The sequence below is a fragment of the Streptomyces sp. NPDC005576 genome (assembly GCF_042871745.1).
In the GTDB taxonomy this organism is placed as follows: domain Bacteria; phylum Actinomycetota; class Actinomycetes; order Streptomycetales; family Streptomycetaceae; genus Streptomyces.
Genome location: NZ_JBIAJC010000016.1, coordinates 58896 through 76097 on the forward strand (window position 1 = coordinate 58896; position 17202 = coordinate 76097).

The following is a 17202-nucleotide window of genomic DNA, read 5'->3' on the forward strand; positions in this document are numbered from 1 at the left end:
GTCGAGTCCGATGATCTTTTCCTTTCGGACGTGGTCCCGTCAACCCAATGCCGTAGGGGTGCCAGCGTGGGTGGACGGCCCGCGGGCGTGGATCCGGGCCCGCGGACCGTACCTGAGCGCCGGACTCAGAGGCCGGTGACCTTGGCGCCCGCCGACACCTCGTAGACCAGGGTGACGGTGCGATGGCCGCCGGGTGGGAGGGCGATGTCCCAACGGACGATGCCCTCGGCGTCGACCGCTTCCGGCGCGGGGGAGCAGCCTTCTTTGCGCAGGCGCACCTCCACCGCGGAGACCTCCGAGACCGGAATGCGTTCCCGCAGGACGACCACCCGCTCGTCCCTCTCCCCGGGGGCGGAGAACCGCGACAGACGCAGCCGTACCGTCCGGGTGACCACGGTCCGCTGGGTGATGCCGGTGGTGTCGCGGGACTCCTCGGTCTCCCGGACCACGTGGAAGTCGTCGAGGCTGCCGAAGGCCAGCTCGACCGGGCTGCCGGGTGCGGTGAAACCCAGCGTGCCGCGCCCGCTGAACCCGCTTCCGCGGATCAGGTCCACCGGACCGGCGAGCAGCGCGTGGCCGGACCGGTTGTCGAACCGCACCACTTGGGTGACCAGCGGAGACAACTCCGGTGCGCAGGCGTACTCGTCGCGCGCTGCGGCGGTGAACGAGGAGAGCGGTACGCGATGGGCGCGGCCGTCACCGGCCACCGAGACCGGCGCGGGAGACGTCAGCACCCGCGCCTCGCCGCCGTCGTCCACCCCGGGGAGGCCGAGCACCGGTACAGGACCGAGCGTCGCAGTCTCCTCCTCGCGCAGTTCGACCTCGACCGTGCGGCGTTCGGCCGCCGGGCGGTCCTTCAGCGTCAGCCGGTCCTCGGCCAGCCGTGGTGGCGCGCCCGCCGACGCCGAGCGGGCCGTCGACAGGGTCAGCGGTACGTCCGACCAGTCCTCGCCGGTCCGCTGCCAGACCACCGCGTCCGTCTCCAGCGTCAGGGACCCCCCGTCGAGCACGGCCCGGTAGGCGGGCCGCCACAGCGCGCACGGGGTGAGGTGGGTCAGACGCAGCCCGGCCTGCCCGGCCGCCCCGGCCTCCACGGTCAGCTCGATGTGACCGACGAGTTCCGCGGGTTCGTCCTCGGTGAGGGCCATCGCCCTTTCCGCTTCGCCGAGTTCGTCGGCCAGGGTCGTCAGCCGGGCCTCCACCGAGCGGAGTTCCTCGCCGGACGTGTCGCGCTCGTCGTCCACCCGGTCCAGTTCGGCCGCCCAGCGGGACTGTTCGGGCTCTCCGGCGCCGGCGCCCTCGCCGATGTCCCGCAGGAGATCGGCGGCGAGACGGCCGAGCACGTCGAGAAGGGTGCGCAGGCGGTCGCGTTGCCGCTCCAGGGACGGCTGCTCCTCTTCGAGGGCGCGCACACGGTGGCGGAGGGGGGAGTCCTCGTCGGTGAGCGGATGCGGTCCGCGCGGTGTCCAGGTGCGGACGATCCGTACGTCGAGGACGGTCGCGGAGTACGGGGCGGTCAGTTCCGCGTGGAGGCTCCGGTCGACGGCCAGCGCGCTGACGGGGCCCAGACGGAGCCGCTGGACGCCTGGCACCAGGTCGAGCACGGCCGTGCGCTCGACGTGTGCCCGGTCCTCCAGGCAGGTAACGGCGGTGACGGGGAGGGGACAAGGCTTCGGGGCCGTGGACATGGCGGGTGTCAGCTCCTGCGGTTGCCGCCGACCAGGGACTTGCCGGTCGGGATACGGATCTCGTAGCCGCCGTCGAGGGCGGCGGTGGCCCCGGCGGCCAGGTCCAATCGCCAGACGCGGGTGCCCGGGGCGTGCCGGTCGGGCCCCGCGCCTTCCACGGGCGTGGTCCAGTCGGCCCGTTCCTCGATCCGTACGTCCGGATCGGAGGTGACGGGCACCCGCTCGTGGACCTCCACCCGGACGGGGCGCGCGAGCCCGTTGGCCAGTTCCACGCGGACGCCGTGGGTGAGCACGGTGGTGTTGCCGCGCAGGCCGGAGGTCGACTCGTGCAGGTTCGTACGACGGGTGACGCGGACCCCCTCGGCGGGCCCGAGCCCCACCCGGCGGACCGCGCCGGGGGCGAGCGTGGGCAGCGCCGCGGTCAACAGGAACTCGTCGTCGACGGTGACCTCCACCGGCCCGGCCAGCAGCGCCTGGCCGGTGGCGTTGGAGAGCGCCAACGTCGCGTAGACGGTCTGCTCCACGGACGGCGCACAGAGGTACTCGGCACGCAGACCGACCGGGATCTCGCCGACGGTGACGGTGTGCCAGGTCCCGTCGGACGGTACGTCGGCCCGGGCTGCGGCGTCGAAGCGGTGATCGAAGGAGCCGGCCGACTCCCGGGGCCGTACCGCCTGTCCGGGCAGCGGCAGCGCGGCCACCGCTTCGGCGCGGCGGCGGTACTCGGCCACCACCGGGTCGAACGGCGCGTCGGCGAAGAGCCGGCCCCGGCGACCGCCCTGCTCGTCGGGGCCGCACAGGACGAGGCTCGCGTAGTCGAGCTCGGCGCTGGTCGGCCGGGGAGGACCGGCCGGCGGGGGAGGCGTCGCGGCAGGGCTGGGCGCCCCCGGCGCCCTGGGGGCGGGGGCGCCGGGGGCGGGTGCGGCGCCGTAGGCCATGGCGGCCTGTGCGGCCGCCGGCCCACCGGCGGGCGGTGGACCGCCGGGCCCCGTGCGGGCCCGCTTCGACGCCGGTGCGGGCGGCGGTGGGGCGGAGGCGAAGCCGGCCGGGGCACCGCCGGCCGGTACGCCGCCCACCTTCGCCGAGGCCGCCCACGCGGTGACGGGCGCCGCCGGGCGGGGGCCCGCCGCGTCGTAACCGGTGAAGAGACCGGCCAGCCCCGCCGGGGGCTCACGCCACCCGGCGGGCGCGGGGGCGGGCTGACTGCGCCCGATCCGGACGGAGCGGAGCCGCGGAAGATCGGTCATGCGCCGCAGGTCGGCGGTGGCCAGGGCGATTCGTACACCGGTCCAGTCCTCGCCGGTCCGCTGGGCGACGGACGCCCGCAGCACCAGACGCCCGCTGCCGTCGCCCTGCCGGTACGCGAGGCGGTAGGCCGGTACCCACACGGCGCCCGGCACGCCGTACTCCACTTCCACCTCCGCCTCCGCGTCACCGGCGCCGTCGAGCGTCAGCACCGCACTGACCGTGGTCTCCACGTGCCCGGCCGGGGTGTCCGTGGAGGCGCGGGCGAGCCGGTCGGAGGCGACCTCCCACTCGTGCTCGGCCGTGCGCAGGGCCTCCTCAAACCCGGCGAGGCGGTGGTGCAGCCCCGTCAGGCGCTCGTCCACGAACCCGGCCAGCTCCAGCCACGCGTCGACCGGGGTGCGGCGGTGCGGGTCGTCCCGCTTGCGCGGAGGCGGTACCGGGCGCAGCGCCCCGACCTCCTCGATCCGGCCCAGCATCCGGTCCCGTCGTCCCCGCGCCGCCGCGTACACGTCCTTCAGCCGCTCGACCTCGTCCCGCAGACCGTGGGGGGCTTCCGCGCCGAGCGGTGCGGCCTCGGTCTCCACCCTGGCCTCGGTGACGCGCGGCCCCGACGTGCCCAGCACGCGGGCCCGCAGCGAACCCGGATCGAGGGTGCGGGGCAGCCCCGTCACCCGTACCCGGCCGTCGGGCGGCACGGTGCCCCTGGCCAGGCGACTACAGAGCGCGCCCTGCGCGTACACCACGACCGAGTCGAGGGTCGATTCCCAGCTCCGCGCCGGTCCAGCCGTCATGTGTTCCGCACCCCCGCCGTGTTCATGCCGAGCGCAGCTTACGCCGGGATGATCCTGGCGTAAGCGGATGGCCGGAAAGGGGGTTGGCCGGAGGGGGCGTCCGGGATGCTGCGGTTCGTCGTCGTGCGGGGGTGGGGTGGGTGGTGGCCGGGTCGGCGGCAGCGAGTCGCCCCGGCTCGTGGTGCGGGCCGGGGCGACGGGTGAGGGCTGCGCTCAAGGGCTTTCCGCGCTGGGCCGTTTGTGTTCCGTGAGGGTCAGCAGCTGGTGGCGGTGTCGCCGGCGTCGGTGGTGCAGGTGTCGGAACCGAGGCCGCCGTTGGCGATGTCGCCGCCGACGCCGTCCAGGACGTTGATGGTGTCGTTGCCCAGCGCGCCGCTCATGGTGTCGGTGCCGGAGGTGTCGTCGAGGACGTCGTTGCCGTTCTGGCCGTCGAGAGATCCCTGTGGGCAGGGGCGACCGTCAAGGGCAGAGGGCCCCGGAAGGTGCGGAGGGCGAGAGCGGTTCGTTCGTGGAGACGGTCGACGAGTGCGACAACGCCGTTTACGTCGAAGTTTTCGAGTTGGGGCTCGACCGGGTTCGCGCGGTGGGGACTGGACTGCGCTTCCTGGCCGGCGCGTGCGCGAGCCGGTCCTCATGCTCGGCTGCCGGGTCCTTCGACGGCGCGCACGTCGGGGTGCCCATCACCCTGGGCACCCCGGTCGGCGGACGGCCCCAGTCCCTGGGGTGCGGTCACGCGTTCGCGACGACGGCGCCCAGGATCATGCCGCCCACCAGGCCGACCGCGCTGACCACGATGGCTATGGTGGCGAGCCGCTCGTGGCGGACGGTCTTGGCGATGATCGCCAGGATCACGCCGATCACGCCGAAGACGATGGGGAAGAAGAGGAGCGAGATCACACCCAGCACCATCGCGATGATGCTCAGCACGTTTGCCGCCCCGCCGGTGCGCTGCGGCGTGCCGGGGTAGTGCTGCCCGGTCGGCTGGTTGTCGTACTCCGTGGTCATCTGCTCGCTCCTTGGGACGGTCACCCTGGGTGCCGATCCGGGGGCGGACCGGCCTGCACTCCGGATGCCCGCAAGTCCCCCTCCCACACCACGACTTGAGCCACATCGTCGGCCGAAGGGGCGGAATGTCGGATTCCCTCGCTCGGGACGGTCGTCTCGCCATGCGGTGCGAAAGTTTGACATTAGGAGGACTTATGGGCAATAAAGAGGATGCTTTGGCCATGCATTCACGTCTTGTCACGCAGGACGCTGAGAGCTGCCCCGCCTAGACGAATGAGTACTGCCGTGTCCGACTCCACCCCCGCCCGCGCCTCCGTCGACCAGGCGGAGGTGTGGGACGCCTGGCGTGCCGAGCGTCACCGTGCGCTCACCTCCCCCATGGGCAATCTCGCCCTGGTCGAGACCCGCTGGGCGCCGGCGGGGGAGACCCCGGACGCGGAGGCCGCACGTGCGGACGCGCCGGACACGGTGACCGTCACCCCGGTCCAGCGCACCGACCTGGCCAGCGGCGAGCCCGAGCGGGGCCTGCGCTTCTGGGACGCCGACGCGCCCGCCATCCGCGACTTCGTCCGGGTCGACGTCTTCCCGTACGACCCCGCCCTGGTGCTGGAAGCCACGTACACGCCCGTCGCCGGCGCGCGCCGCGTCGCCTTCGAGCACATCCGGGACAACGGCGGCAGCCGTGACCTGGTCGTCCCGGGCGACATCGCGCTCACCTTCGACGGCCGCGACTACACCCTGAGCGCCTTCGACGACGACGGCACTCTGCTGCTCGTCTTCGGTGATCCGACCAACGGCGACTCCACCTACGGTGCCGGCCGCTTCCTCTTCGTGCGGCGCACCGAGGACGAGAACCGGGTCGTCCTCGACTTCAACCAGGCCTTCGTGCCGCCCTGCGGGTTCTCCGATCAGTACAACTGTCCGATGCCGCCGCGGCAGAACCGCTTCCACCTGCCCATCGAGGCCGGCGAGAAGCTTCCCGTCTTCCGCGACGGCTCCCACGCGCAGCACTGATCGACCGGCCCCACCTCCCCGCAGCTCCATGCACCGAAAGAGCCCTCACCCCATGAGCACCAAGAAGAACGTCCTGCTCTCCACCGCGACCGTCGCCGCCCTCGCCGTGGCCCTGACCGCCTGCGGCGGCAACGGCGGTACCAGCGCCTCCGGTGGCGGCACGTGGAACAAGGACGCCGTCGTCAACATCGGCTCCCTCTACGAGCCGCAGAACCTCGACAACACCGCGGGCGGTGGCCAGGGCGTCACCGAGGTGCTCAACGGCAACGTCTACGAGGGCCTGTTCCGCCTCACCGACGACGGCAAGGTCGACAAGCTCCTCGCCGAGGACTACCGGACCAGCGCCGACGGCCTGACCTACACCTTCACCCTGCGCGACGGCGTTACATTCCACAGCGGCAAGGAACTCACCAGCCAGGACGTGAAGTACAGCCTGGAGAAGGTGCTCGCGGACGACTCCCAGTCCGCCCGCAAGAGCAACCTCGAGGTCGTCAAGGACATCGCCACTCCCGACGCGCGGACCGTGAAGGTCACGCTGTCCCAGAAGTCGGTCTCCTTCGTCTACAACCTCTCCTACGTCTGGATCATCAACTCCCGGGCGAAGAGCCTGAAGACGACCGAGGACGGCACCGGTCCGTACGCCCTCGACAAGTGGACCCGCGGCTCCGCGCTGAGCCTGAACCGCTTCGCCGGCTACTGGGGCACCGCCGCCGCCAACAAGCAGGTCGTCTTCCACTACTACAAGGACGCCACCGCGCTGAACAACGCGCTGCTGACCAACGCCGTCGACGTGGTCACCAGCGAGCAGTCGCCGGACGCCCTGGAGCAGTTCAAGAGCAACGGCTCGTACAAGGTCAACGACGGCGACTCCACCACCAAGCTGCTGCTGGCGTTCAACGACAAGGCCAAGCCCTTCACCGACGTCAAGGTCCGCCGGGCCGTCTCCGCCGCCATCGACGACAAGAAGCTCCTGGAGTCCGTCTGGGGCGGTTACGGCAAGCAGATCGGCTCGATGGTCCCGCCCACCGACCCCTGGTACGAGGACCTCACCTCCGTCAACGCCTACGACGTGACGAAGGCCAAGAAGCTGCTCGCCGAAGCCGGTTACGCCAAGGGCTTCAGCTTCACCCTCGACACCCCCAACTACGACCCGCACCCGACCGCCGCGACCTTCATCAAGTCCCAGCTCGCCAAGGTCGGCATCACCGTCAAGATCAACACGATCACCCCGGACGAGTGGTACACCAAGGTCTACAAGAACCACGACTTCTCGGCCACGCTCCAGGAGCACGTCAACGACCGTGACCTGGTCTGGTACGGCAACCCCGACTTCTACTGGGGCTACGACAACCCGCAGGTCACCCAGTGGGTGAAGCAGGCCGAAGAGGCGCCCGACGCCGGCGCGCAGACCGAGCTGCTGAAGAAGGTCAACGAGCAGACCGCGAAGGACGCCGCCAGCGACTGGCTCTACCTCTACCCGCAGATCGTCGTCGCGAGCACCAAGCTCTCCGGCTACCCGGTCAACGGCCTGAACTCCCAGTTCTTCGCCTACGACATCAAGAAGACGGGCTGATGGCGCGCTACCTCCTGCGCCGGCTCGCCTTCCTGGTGGTGTCGCTGGCCCTGGCGAGCGTGGTGCTCTTCGCACTGCTGCGCCTGCTCCCCGGCGACCCGGCCAACGCGCTCACCGCGGTCGGCGCGAGCCCGGAGCAGATCGCCGCGGCCCGCCACTCCATCGGCTCCGACCGGCCGCTGCCCGAGCAGTTCACCCACTGGATCGGGCAGCTGGCGAGCGGAGACCTCGGTACCTCGTTCGTCAGCTCGCTCCCGGTGGGCTCCGAGATCGGCGCCCGGCTCGACGTCACCGTCCCGCTCACGCTGGGCGCGTTCGTCCTCGCCGTCCTGATCGCCGTACCGACCGGGTTCGTGGCCGCGTACAAGCGGCGCACCTGGTACGGGGCACTCCTCAACGGCGTGTCCCAACTGGGCATCGCGATCCCCGTCTTCTGGCTCGGCATGATCCTCATCCAGGTGTTCGCGCTGAACGCGGGATGGCTGCCGTCCGGCGGCTTCCCGCAGGAGGGCTGGGGCGACCCCGCCGAGGCGGTCCGCGCCCTCGCCCTGCCGGTCGTGACCATCGCCCTGGTGATGAGCGCGTCCCTGATCCGCTACGTACGCTCCGCCACCCTCGACGTGCTCGGCAGCGACTACCTGCGCACCTCGCGGGCGCTCGGCTCCTCCTTCGGCCGCGCCATGTGGCGGCACGGGCTGCGCAACGCCGCCGTCCCGGTGATCTCCATCCTCGGCATCGAACTCGCCTCCACGCTCCTCGGCGCGGTCGTCGTGGAGTCGGTGTACGCGCTGCCGGGCCTCGGCTCGCTGCTCGCCACCGGCATTAGCCAGCACGACTACCCGTACATCCAGGGCGTTCTGTTCGTCTCCACCCTCGCGGTGCTCCTGATCGGCTTCGTGGCCGACCTGGTCCAGCGGATCATCGACCCGCGGCTGCGCGGCCGACTCTCGGGAGGCACCCGATGACCGGGACGGAACTCATCACCCCGGCAGCCCCCGCGGTGGTCCCTCCGGCCAAGCGGCGCCCCCGCCGCTCCGCCAACCTCGTCGTCGGCTGCGTACTCGCCGGACTCATCGCTCTGCTGGCCGTGGTGTCGGTCTTCTGGCTGCCGTTCGACGCGGAGGACACCTCCGGCGGACGGCTCGCCGGACCCGGTGGCGGCCACCTGCTCGGTACCGACAAGCTCGGACGCGACCTCTTCACCCAGGTGATGACCGGCTCCCGCATCGCCGTCGAGGCGGGACTCGGCTCGGTCTGCGTCGCCGCGCTCATCGGGGTCTCCCTCGGCGTACTCGCCGCGTTCGCGCAGGGCTGGCTCGACGACACCTTCTCCGCACTGCTGGACATCCTCATCGCCTTCCCGACCCTGCTCCTGGCGATGCTCATCGTCGCGGCGCGCTCGGCGACGCTCGGCTCGGCGGTCCTCGCGATCGGCCTCGCGCAGAGCGCGGTCGTCGCACGACTGGTACGCATCCTCGTCAAGCGGGTGCTGGCACGGGACTACATCACCGCGGCCCGCACCTCCGGCACCACCTGGCCGCGCATCGTCCTCTCCCACGTGCTGCCCAACATCTGGCCCACGCTGGTGGTCAACCTGGCCCTGCAGTTCGGGCTCGCGGTGCTCGCCGAAGCCGGACTCTCCTACCTGGGCCTCGGCGCGCCGCCGCCCAACGCCTCGTGGGGCCGCATGCTCCAGGAGGCCCAGGCCACCTTCACCACGGCACCCGTCGGCGCGCTCGCGCCCGGCATCCTCCTCGTCCTCCTGGTCATCGGCGTGAACCTCATCGCCGACGGCCTGCGGGACACCCTCGACCCGGCCACCCGGCGGAGGCGCGCGTGACTCTCCTCGACGTGACGGGCCTGACCGTACGGACCGACGACGGCCGGACCCTGGTCGACGACCTCTCCTTCACGGTGGCCGGCGGCGAACGCCTCGGCCTCATCGGCGAGTCCGGCTCCGGCAAATCCCTGACCACCCTCGCGGTACTCGGACTGCTCCCCGACGGCATGACCGCCTCCGGCAGCGTCGAACTCGCCGGAACCCAGACGGTGGGCGTGGCCGAGAAGCGCCTCACCTCCGTCCGCGGAAGGGACGCGGCCATCGTCTTCCAGGAGCCGCTGACCGCGCTCGACCCGCTGATGCGACTGGGCCGCCAGATCGCCGAACCGCTCGCCCGCCGCACGGGTCTCAGGGGCAAGCCCCTGCGCGCCGCCGTGTTCGAGGCACTGGAGCAGGTCCGGCTCCCCGAACCCGAGCGGATCGCGCGCGCCTTCGCGCACGAGATCTCCGGCGGGCAGCGTCAGCGCGTCGCCCTCGCCATGGCTCTCGCCTGCGAACCGAAGCTGCTGATCGCCGACGAACCCACCACCGCCCTGGACGTCTCCGTCCAGGCGGAGATGCTGGAACTGATCGACGGCCTGGTACGCGAACGGGAGATGGCCGTGCTCTTCGTCAGTCACGACCTCGCCGTCGTCGCCCAGGTCACCGACCGGGTCCTCGTGATGAAGGACGGCCGGGCCGTCGAGCAGGGCGCCGTCCACGACGTGGTGCACGCGCCGCGCGAGGAGTACACCCGCACCCTGGTCGCCAGCGCCCGCAAGCTGGAATCCGCCCTGGACCTGAGGAGCGCGCGATGACGCCCGTACTGGAGCTGAAGGACGCCGCCGTACGCTACCGGGGCTCCGCCGCCGACGTGGTGCGGGACGTCTCCCTCGCCGTCGAGGCGGGCGAGAGCCTCGCGCTGGTCGGCGAGTCCGGCGCCGGCAAGACGACACTGCTCCGCCTGCTGCTGGGCCTGGCCCGGCCCACGGCGGGTACCGTCCGCTTCGACGGGGCCGACCTGAACACCCGGGACCGCGAACAGATGCGCCGCTTCCGGCGCAGCGTGCAGTGCGTCTTCCAGGACCCCTACTCCTCGCTCGATCCCAGCCGGCAGGTCGGCCGCATCGTCGCGGAGCCGCTGCGCTCGCTCGGCATCGACAGCCGTACGACCGCCGCACCCAAGGTCGCCGCGGCGCTGGAGCGGGTCGGTCTCCAGGCCGACGCCGCCGACCGCTACCCGCACGAGTTCTCCGGGGGACAACGCCAGCGCATCGCCATCGCCCGCGCCACGGTCTGCGACCCCCGGGTCCTGCTCGCCGACGAGCCGGTCAGCGCCCTGGACGTCACCACCCGGGTGAAGGTCGTCGACCTGCTCGCCGAACTCAAGGCGGAGCGGGGGCTGACACTGGTGATGGTCTCCCACGACCTCTCCGTGGTGGCCACCCTCTGTGAACGCACCGCGGTGCTGGAGCGCGGGGAGATCGTCGAGCAGGGCGCGACCTCCCAGGTGCTCGGCGCACCGGCGCACCCCTACACCCGCCGGCTCATCGACAGCGTGCCGCGCCTGCCCGCGTGACCCCGGCGGGGCCGGTGCTCAGTCGGACCCCGCGCCGGCGGACCCCAGGGCGTCGCGCAGTTGGGCGCGCCCCGTCACGCCGAGCTTGGGGAAGATCTTGTGCAGGTGGAAGCCGATGGTGCGGGGCGACAGATAGAGCCGGGCACCGATCTCCCGGTTGGTGAGGCCCTCTGCGGCCAGCTGGGCGATCTGCAGCTCCTGGGGGGTCAGACCGGCCGCGGCGTCGGGAGCGGCCACGGCCGCCACCGACACGCCCGCGGCGCGGAGTTCGGCTCCGGCACGCTCGACCCAGGGGCGCGCGTCGAGCCGGTCGAAGTACTCCAGGGCAGTGGTGAGCAGCGGGCGTGCCTCGGCGCTGCGCCGGTGACGCCGCAGCCACTCGCCGAAGTCCAGGTGGACCAGGGCGTGTTCGAAGGGCCATCGGGCGCCCTTCGGATCGGCGAGTGCCGCGCGGAAGTGGAGCTCGGCGTCGTCGGAGTCGGTCAGCAGAGCCCGGGCGCGGTGCAGGATCGACCGCAGGCGGACGGAGAGCGACTCGCCCAGCGTCCCTTCGACGGCGTGCAGCACCGTCCGGGCGTCCTCGGCCTGTCCCGCGCGGACGGCGGAGGCGGCGAGGTCCGCGAGGGAGTAGAGAGCCGCGTGGTAGTGCACGGGGACGGGGTGGAAGTCCCGGGTGAACATGCGCCGGTACTGCTCGTACGCCGTCCTGTGGTCGCCCTCGGCCAGAGACGCCATGCCGAGCGCCCGCAGATGGAGGACGTAGAGGCTGGTTGACTTGCGCAGGTCGACGGTGCGTACCGCCCGGTCCGCCCGCTGCCGCGCACCCGCGTGGTCGCCGCGCGCCGCGCGCAGGGTCGCCTGGAGGATGGGTGATCCCACGGCCATGTAGTCCGCCCCCGCCTCCGTCGCCATCCAGAACGCGTCCTCCGCCGTGGACTGCGCCGCGGTCCAGGCGCCGCTCTCGAAGAGCGAGTTGGCGAGGGAGTACGCCACGGTGGCGTTGGTGCCGGCGGTCGCGGCCCGCCGCAGATGATCCATGGCCCGGCCGAGCAGGCGAACGGCCCGGTCGGTCTCGTCCAGGACCCAGGCGGCACCTCCGAGCATCACCGCGTCGGCCAGCGAACTCTCCGCCATGGCCTCCTCCGCCCGCTCGAAGAGTCCCATCGTCCGCTCGCGATCCGTGAAGGGCGCGACGGATGCCAGTACCCACACCCGGTCGACCTTGTACGGCTCCTCCACGACGAGGTCGTTGATCCGCTTCAGTTCGGCCCGGTAGAAGGGGTTGGCCGAGCGGTAGGAAGGGGTGGCGGCCGTTCCCAGCGCGTCCAGGGCGAGGGCGGGCGCTTCGGTGGCCATGGCTTCGGCCACCGGCAGCAGGTACGCCAGGGAGTCGTCGTACCGGGACGTGACGGCCAGGGACCACCCCGCCAGGAGGGACGCCTCGCCGAGGAGTTCCGGGTCGTCCGTCAGCGGTTCGACCCGGGACGCGATCTCGTTCACCCACTGCGGCTGCCCGCCGAGCATCGCCGACTTGGCGGCGGCGAGCAGGCGGACGGCGCGCCGGCCGGGCTCCGGGGTGAGCTCGGCCGCGCGCTCCAGAGCGGCCGCGGCCGCGGCGTATCCGCCCCGGTGGCGGGAGCGTTCCGCGCTCTCGGCGAGGGCGTCGGCGACCTCCGCGTCCGGGCCCAGCGAAGCTGCGGCGAGATGCCAGGCACGGCGGTCCGGTTCGTGGGAGAGCGCCTCGGCGAGGGCCAAGTGGGCCTCACGCCGTTCGGTGAAGGTCGCGGCCTGGTAGATCGCGGAGCGGACGAGCGGATGGCGCAACCGGACCTGGCCGCCTTCGACGCGTATCAGCCCCGTCCGTTCGGCGGGCATCCACACCTGCGGGCCGTCCATGCCGGGGACGGCGTGGAGAAGGCCCGGCAGCCGGTCGGTACCGGCCGCCGCCGCCAGGAGCAGAGCCCTGCGGGTCGCCTCCGGGAGCCCGGGGAGCTCGGAGGCGAAGATCTGCTCCAGCCGGGCGGTGAGGGGCAGCGAGTCGACCGACCCCGTGTCGCGGCGGCTCGGGTCCTTGGCGTAGGCACGGGAGAGCTCGATGAGGGCCAGTGGGTTTCCCGCGGCCTGCTGGAGGATCTGGGACCGGACCCTGCCCCGGGGCGGGTGGGGCTGTGCGTCCAGCAGGAGCACCGCCGCGGCCCGGTCCAGCGGACCGGCCGTCATGAGCGGGAAGTCGCGGTCGAACCGAGCCGGGACCGCTTCGTCCCGGGCGGCGAGCAGCAGCGCGGCGGGTTCGCCCTCCAGCCGCCGGGCCACGAAGGCGAGCACCTCCAGAGTGCCGAGGTCCAGCCACTGGGCGTCGTCCACGACGAGCAGCAGCGGTCGCTCCGCGGCCGCGTCCGACAGCAGGGTCAGTACGCCGAGCCGGGTCAGCATCGGGTCGAGCCGCTGCGCGGGTTCCGCTTCCGCCATGCCGAACGCGAGGCGCAGCGCGTCCCGCTGCCCGGCGGGCAGTCGTCCGATGCCGCCGAGGAGGGGATGCAGCAACTGATGGATTCCCGCGAAGCCGAGTTCCCTCTCGCCCTCGGCCCCCCGGACCCGGAGCACGAGCCGGTCGCGGGAGGCGGCGTAGGAAGCCGCCCGGTCCACCAGGGTGCTCTTGCCGGCACCGGGCTCGCCACTCAGCACCAGCACCTTCGAGCCGGTCCCCTCCACGGCGTCGACCAGCTGGGAGATCCGTGACAGTTCACGGTCCCTGCCCATGATCTCCGGCTCGGTGAGCGTCTCGGTGCCGAGGTCCATAGTGCTTCTTCCTTCCTGCGGGCCACCACCCGAAGGGGCGGGCGGAGCGACGCACGTGCTCGCCACTCCCCGGCATCCTGCCAGGTCGGAGGCGTGGAGTGCCGGGCGGGCCGACCGCAGCGGCTGCCCGCCCGGCCCATGACCGGTCACATGACAGAAGCGCTGCGTCCCGCCCCCCTGACAGCATCCGAGGTATCCGGGCACGGCGCATCGAGCGAGACCCACCGGCGTCCCGGACCGAGCGCGCGGATACGCCGCCCGTGCCACGACACGCCGTGCCGGGACCGGGCACGTGCCCCGGTCGTCATGTCGAGGTGCCGACGATTCACAGCGAAGACAGAGAGATCACCACGTGAGGAACGCAGTGGACACCCAGAGGTACGCGGATGCCGAGGGAGGCAGGGACTCAGGAGGGGCGAGAGGGAGGGCGAGCGCGGACCGGCCGACCGGCCGGTGCCGCCGTTCCGCGGCCGGAGGCGGACCCACGGGGGAACCGGCCCGCCCCGTGCACCTGTCGGTCCTGCCGGCCCCGTCCGCCCCTTCCGCTTCCGTCGTGCGCCCGGCCCTGGCACCGGTCCGCCCGCACCCGGCGGTCCGTGCCCCCGGTTCCACGGGCGGGCGTATGCGGATCTCGGTCCTGGATTCCTGTGGCCCCCGCCACTCGGGCGTCTCCGTCTCCCCGGGCCGTCAGCGGATTTCCGTCCCGCCGTGGCTGCCGGACTCCGGGGACGCGGAGACGCTGCACGTCGCTCGGCATGTCCGCGGTACGGCGGCGGTCACCCACGACGGAGCCGAGGTCCTCCTGAACGCGGGTGACATCGTGTTCTGCGAGCCCGGCACGCTCGCCTTCCCGTCCCCCCGTGACGGGTACCGCGTGACGGTCTTCCACGTACCGCGTCACCTCCTGGACATCGACGACGCCGATCTGCGCCAGGTCATGGGGGTGCCGCTGCGCTGCGCGGACGGAGCGGGGGCGCTGGTGTCGCAGTTCCTGTCGGTGCTCGCCGAGGAGAGCGAGGTCCACCGGTCGCAGACCGGCGACCGGCTCGTCGCCAACGCGGTGGAGATCCTCGCCGCCCTCGTCACGGACATCCTCGGAACGGGGCGCCCGGACTGTCCGGACCCCGCTACACGCATGGCGGTCCGCATCCGGGAGTACATCGAACTCCATCTGGCGGACCTCGACCTGTCGCCGCACTCGATCGCCCGCGCCCACCACATCTCCGTCCGCTATCTGCACAAGCTCTTCCAGGGCGAGGGCACCACGGTGGGCCGGCTGATCCGCCACCGCAGGCTGGAGGCGTGCCGGCGCGAACTCGGCCGGTCGCCGGGGCGCGGGGTCACCGTGGCCGCCGTGGCGCACCGCTGGGGTTTCGTCAGCCCGTCGCACTTCAGCCGGGCCTTCCGCGACGCCTACGGCATGTCTCCGAGCCAGTGGCAGTCCACGGCCTCGTCGGAGCCGGCCCCTCCCGGTCGGGCCCTGACTCCCGTCGGGGGCCGGAGTCATGCGGCGGGCGGACGGTGACTCCTCTCCGCCTGAGGCAGCCGGTGGCTCCCTCCGACGGGCGAGCAGCGCGTACGACCGACGGGCCCGGACACCGCAGAGGTGTCCGGGCCCACTGGTCTGTCAGACCGGCTTGGCCCAGGCCGCGTCCGGGGCCGAGAGGCGACGCGTGACCAAGGACGTCACCACGAGGAACACCAGCGCCAGACCCAGGGTGACGGCGAGTTCGGTGTGCAGCGCGGCGCCGACGAGCGCGCCGAGGAACATGGCCAGGACGGACAGGACCCGCCGTCCGGGCCGGGGCGCGGCGCCGCCGGCCGGGACGGAGTCCGCGGCGAGTCCCGTCAGGGTCAGCGTCAGCACGGTCGTCGTCAGGTCCGGGACGCCGAGACGACGGGCGACCGCGTTCTGCATGCCCATGGCCAGGCCGAGCAGGACGATCAGGGTGTACCGGGCCCAGGTGGTCACCTCCCCGTGGGAGACCGTGACCGCGACGAGGGCCCCGAGGACCAGCACCGCCTGGAGCGCCGTGGTGAAGGCCAGCAGCCGCCCCCGGTGCGCCGCGAACCGGGAGCCGAACCGGCCTCCGGCGAGCGCACCGGTGAGGAAGGCGGCCATCGACACCAGCGAGGCGAGCACCGACAGACCCTCGGCGCCCGCCAGGGCGAACCCCAGGAACACCACGTTGCCGGTCATGTTGGCGACGAAGACGTGGCCGAGGGACAGATAGCTCACGGCGTCGATCAGACCGGTGACCACCGTCAGCGTCAGCATGAGGGGCGGCAGCGGGCCGTGCCGGTCCTCCTTCGGCGGAACCAGCGTGCGGGCCGCGTCAGTGAGTAGGGTGCGCATGAGGAGTCGCTCCTTCCGGGGCGGCGGGGTGTGGTGCGGAGGGGCGGTGCAGTACCGCCCGGGTGAGCAGGCCGCTGGCCGGGCCGGCGACCAGCGCCGTGACGACGACCCACAGCGGCCAGGGGGCCGCTCCGAGCAGCTGGTCGGCCGACCAGCGGCCCGGACCGGTGAGCGCCAGCGACCCCGAGGCGACGACGAGGACCATCGGGTACTCGTATCCGTCGTTCTGGACCCACACCCCGTTGTGCCGTTTGACGGTTCCGGCGACGGTCATCGCGCCCATGGCGGCCATCGCCGCCAGGGGCGTGAGTGCGCCGGCCGCCAGGAACAGGCCGGCGCCGATCTGGCTGCCGCCCGCGGCGAGCGCGGTGAGACGGCCGCCGCGGAAGCCGTCGTGGCGGAACTCCTCGGTCCCGCCCGCGAGTCCGTTGCCGCCCAGCAGGAAGCTGACCTTCTGCACTCCGTGTCCGGCGATGAGGAGTCCCACCACCAGCCGGAGGACGAGGAGTCCGGTGTTCATTGCGTTCATGCCTGTTCCTGACGTTCCCTCGATGGTGAAGCGGGTCAGCCGGCCGCGTGCTCGCCGATGACGGCCTGCGCGTAGACGACCCCGAGGCCGTAGGTGCCGCCGTTCTCCTTCACCACGTCCATGACCGGCAGGTACGTCTCCGTACGCGCCCAGTCGCGCTGGAGTTCGAGCAGCACCTGCACCCAGGTGACCGGGACCGCGCCGGCCTGTGTCATCCGCTGGACGGCGTACTCGTGGGCCTGGGGGGTGACACCGCCGGAGGCGTCGGTGACCACGTAGACCTCGTAGCCCTGTGCGAGCGCGGACAGGGTCGGCAGGACCACGCAGACCTCGGTCCACAGACCGGCGATCACGAGCTTCTTGCGGCCGGTGGCCTTGACGGCCTCCACGAACGCCACGTCCTCCCAGGCGTTCATCGTGCTGCGGTCGATGATCTCCTGCCCGGGGTAGACGTCGGCCAGCTGCGGCATGAGCGGGCCGGAGAAGGACTCGGCCGCCACGGTGCTCAGCACCACGGGGACGTCGAAGACCTTGGCGGCCTTCGCCAGGCCGACCGTCGCGTTGATGATGGCCGTGCGGTCGCCGCTGCCCGTGCCGAAGAACATCTGCGGCTGGTGGTCCACGAAGAGAACCGCGCAGTTGTCGGGGGTCAGCAGGGCGTCGCTGGGGACAGCGGTGACCTGGGAGATGTCGATCATGGGAAAGCCTTTCCAGAAGCGGAGCGCACCCGGACGGTCGTCCGGTGCGGAGCGGGGTGGTGCCCCGGGAGGGGCGGCTCGTGGCCGGGCCCCTCCCGGGAGA

The 17202-nt window shown here is 72.4% G+C and carries 15 protein-coding genes; 7 read left to right on the forward strand and 8 right to left on the reverse strand.

Translation table 11 applies throughout. The features are described 5' to 3' along the window. Window positions 1–125: 125 nt before the first annotated feature. From ACFYPN_RS26770 to ACFYPN_RS26785, 4 genes are all read right to left on the reverse strand, one after another. Window positions 126–1688, reverse strand: a complete 1563-nt coding sequence (locus ACFYPN_RS26770; protein WP_389301639.1) for a mucoidy inhibitor MuiA family protein — start codon at window positions 1686–1688, stop codon at window positions 126–128. An 8-nt stretch (window positions 1689–1696) separates the two neighbouring features. Then, entirely contained in the window at window positions 1697–3727 is a 2031-nt protein-coding gene (locus ACFYPN_RS26775; protein ID WP_389301642.1) for a DUF4139 domain-containing protein, read from the reverse strand. Window positions 3728–3981: 254 nt separating this feature from the next. Then, window positions 3982–4107: a hypothetical protein gene (locus ACFYPN_RS26780; protein WP_389301645.1), complete on the reverse strand. Its 126-nt coding sequence runs from the start codon at window positions 4105–4107 to the stop codon at window positions 3982–3984. 349 nt (window positions 4108–4456) lie between these two features. Beyond that, complete coding sequence (locus ACFYPN_RS26785) at window positions 4457–4732, reverse strand: hypothetical protein (RefSeq protein ID WP_358760185.1); 276 nt, start codon at window positions 4730–4732, stop codon at window positions 4457–4459. Window positions 4733–5005: 273 nt separating this feature from the next. Here ACFYPN_RS26785 and ACFYPN_RS26790 point away from each other — a divergent pair, with 273 nt between their 5' ends. Genes ACFYPN_RS26790 through ACFYPN_RS26815 form a run of 6 tightly spaced genes read left to right on the forward strand, consistent with a single transcriptional unit; the run spans window position 5006 to window position 10717 of the window. Continuing rightward, window positions 5006–5746: a DUF1684 domain-containing protein gene (locus tag ACFYPN_RS26790; RefSeq protein WP_389301648.1), complete on the forward strand. Its 741-nt coding sequence runs from the start codon at window positions 5006–5008 to the stop codon at window positions 5744–5746. Between the two features lie 52 nt (window positions 5747–5798). After that, window positions 5799–7319 carry an ABC transporter substrate-binding protein gene (locus ACFYPN_RS26795; RefSeq protein WP_389301651.1) on the forward strand — a complete coding sequence of 507 codons (1521 nt, stop codon included), beginning with the start codon at window positions 5799–5801 and terminating at the stop codon, window positions 7317–7319. Continuing rightward, a complete protein-coding gene (locus ACFYPN_RS26800) occupies window positions 7319–8284 on the forward strand; it encodes an ABC transporter permease (protein WP_389301654.1) in 966 nt (321 codons plus the stop codon). The genes ACFYPN_RS26795 and ACFYPN_RS26800 overlap by 1 nt, the downstream gene beginning before the upstream one ends. Further along, window positions 8281–9159: an ABC transporter permease gene (locus tag ACFYPN_RS26805; RefSeq protein ID WP_389301657.1), complete on the forward strand. Its 879-nt coding sequence runs from the start codon at window positions 8281–8283 to the stop codon at window positions 9157–9159. The genes ACFYPN_RS26800 and ACFYPN_RS26805 overlap by 4 nt, the downstream gene beginning before the upstream one ends. Then, complete coding sequence (locus tag ACFYPN_RS26810; RefSeq protein WP_389301660.1) at window positions 9156–9956, forward strand: ATP-binding cassette domain-containing protein; 801 nt, start codon at window positions 9156–9158, stop codon at window positions 9954–9956. Before ACFYPN_RS26805 ends, ACFYPN_RS26810 begins: the two co-directional genes overlap by 4 nt. Then, a complete protein-coding gene (locus ACFYPN_RS26815; RefSeq protein ID WP_389301662.1) occupies window positions 9953–10717 on the forward strand; it encodes an ABC transporter ATP-binding protein in 765 nt (254 codons plus the stop codon). The genes ACFYPN_RS26810 and ACFYPN_RS26815 overlap by 4 nt, the downstream gene beginning before the upstream one ends. A gap of 18 nt (window positions 10718–10735) precedes the next feature. On the opposite strand, the gene ACFYPN_RS26820 is transcribed toward ACFYPN_RS26815, so the two are convergent. Then, on the reverse strand, window positions 10736–13516 hold the full coding sequence (locus ACFYPN_RS26820; protein WP_389301665.1) for a helix-turn-helix transcriptional regulator: 2781 nt from the start codon (window positions 13514–13516) through the stop codon (window positions 10736–10738). 622 nt (window positions 13517–14138) lie between these two features. Here ACFYPN_RS26820 and ACFYPN_RS26825 point away from each other — a divergent pair. Continuing rightward, a complete protein-coding gene (locus ACFYPN_RS26825) occupies window positions 14139–15041 on the forward strand; it encodes a helix-turn-helix domain-containing protein (RefSeq protein WP_389301667.1) in 903 nt (300 codons plus the stop codon). Window positions 15042–15143: 102 nt separating this feature from the next. Here the strand turns inward: ACFYPN_RS26825 and ACFYPN_RS26830 are convergent, their stop codons facing one another. From ACFYPN_RS26830 to ACFYPN_RS26840, 3 genes are read right to left on the reverse strand one after another with little or no spacing between them, the layout of a single operon-like run. Next, entirely contained in the window at window positions 15144–15872 is a 729-nt protein-coding gene (locus tag ACFYPN_RS26830; protein ID WP_358760167.1) for a YoaK family protein, read from the reverse strand. Beyond that, window positions 15853–16392 (reverse strand): DoxX family protein, encoded by a 540-nt coding sequence (locus tag ACFYPN_RS26835; protein ID WP_389301787.1) that lies wholly within the window; start codon window positions 16390–16392, stop codon window positions 15853–15855. The genes ACFYPN_RS26830 and ACFYPN_RS26835 overlap by 20 nt, the downstream gene beginning before the upstream one ends. Window positions 16393–16436: 44 nt before the next feature. Next, entirely contained in the window at window positions 16437–17099 is a 663-nt protein-coding gene (locus ACFYPN_RS26840) for a hydrolase (RefSeq protein WP_358760165.1), read from the reverse strand. Window positions 17100–17202: the final 103 nt, after the last annotated feature.

Coding starts and splice junctions, on each gene's coding strand:
- ACFYPN_RS26770 (WP_389301639.1), bottom strand. CDS start 1,688: ATGTCCACGGCCCCGAAGCCTTGTCCCCTCCCCGTCACCGCCGTTACC.
- ACFYPN_RS26775 (WP_389301642.1), bottom strand. CDS start 3,727: ATGACGGCTGGACCGGCGCGGAGCTGGGAATCGACCCTCGACTCGGTC.
- ACFYPN_RS26780 (WP_389301645.1), bottom strand. CDS start 4,107: ATGAGCGGCGCGCTGGGCAACGACACCATCAACGTCCTGGACGGCGTC.
- ACFYPN_RS26785 (WP_358760185.1), bottom strand. CDS start 4,732: ATGACCACGGAGTACGACAACCAGCCGACCGGGCAGCACTACCCCGGC.
- ACFYPN_RS26790 (WP_389301648.1), top strand. CDS start 5,006: ATGAGTACTGCCGTGTCCGACTCCACCCCCGCCCGCGCCTCCGTCGAC.
- ACFYPN_RS26795 (WP_389301651.1), top strand. CDS start 5,799: ATGAGCACCAAGAAGAACGTCCTGCTCTCCACCGCGACCGTCGCCGCC.
- ACFYPN_RS26800 (WP_389301654.1), top strand. CDS start 7,319: ATGGCGCGCTACCTCCTGCGCCGGCTCGCCTTCCTGGTGGTGTCGCTG.
- ACFYPN_RS26805 (WP_389301657.1), top strand. CDS start 8,281: ATGACCGGGACGGAACTCATCACCCCGGCAGCCCCCGCGGTGGTCCCT.
- ACFYPN_RS26815 (WP_389301662.1), top strand. CDS start 9,953: ATGACGCCCGTACTGGAGCTGAAGGACGCCGCCGTACGCTACCGGGGC.
- ACFYPN_RS26820 (WP_389301665.1), bottom strand. CDS start 13,516: ATGGACCTCGGCACCGAGACGCTCACCGAGCCGGAGATCATGGGCAGG.
- ACFYPN_RS26825 (WP_389301667.1), top strand. CDS start 14,139: ATGCGGATCTCGGTCCTGGATTCCTGTGGCCCCCGCCACTCGGGCGTC.
- ACFYPN_RS26830 (WP_358760167.1), bottom strand. CDS start 15,872: ATGCGCACCCTACTCACTGACGCGGCCCGCACGCTGGTTCCGCCGAAG.
- ACFYPN_RS26835 (WP_389301787.1), bottom strand. CDS start 16,392: ATGAACACCGGACTCCTCGTCCTCCGGCTGGTGGTGGGACTCCTCATC.
- ACFYPN_RS26840 (WP_358760165.1), bottom strand. CDS start 17,099: ATGATCGACATCTCCCAGGTCACCGCTGTCCCCAGCGACGCCCTGCTG.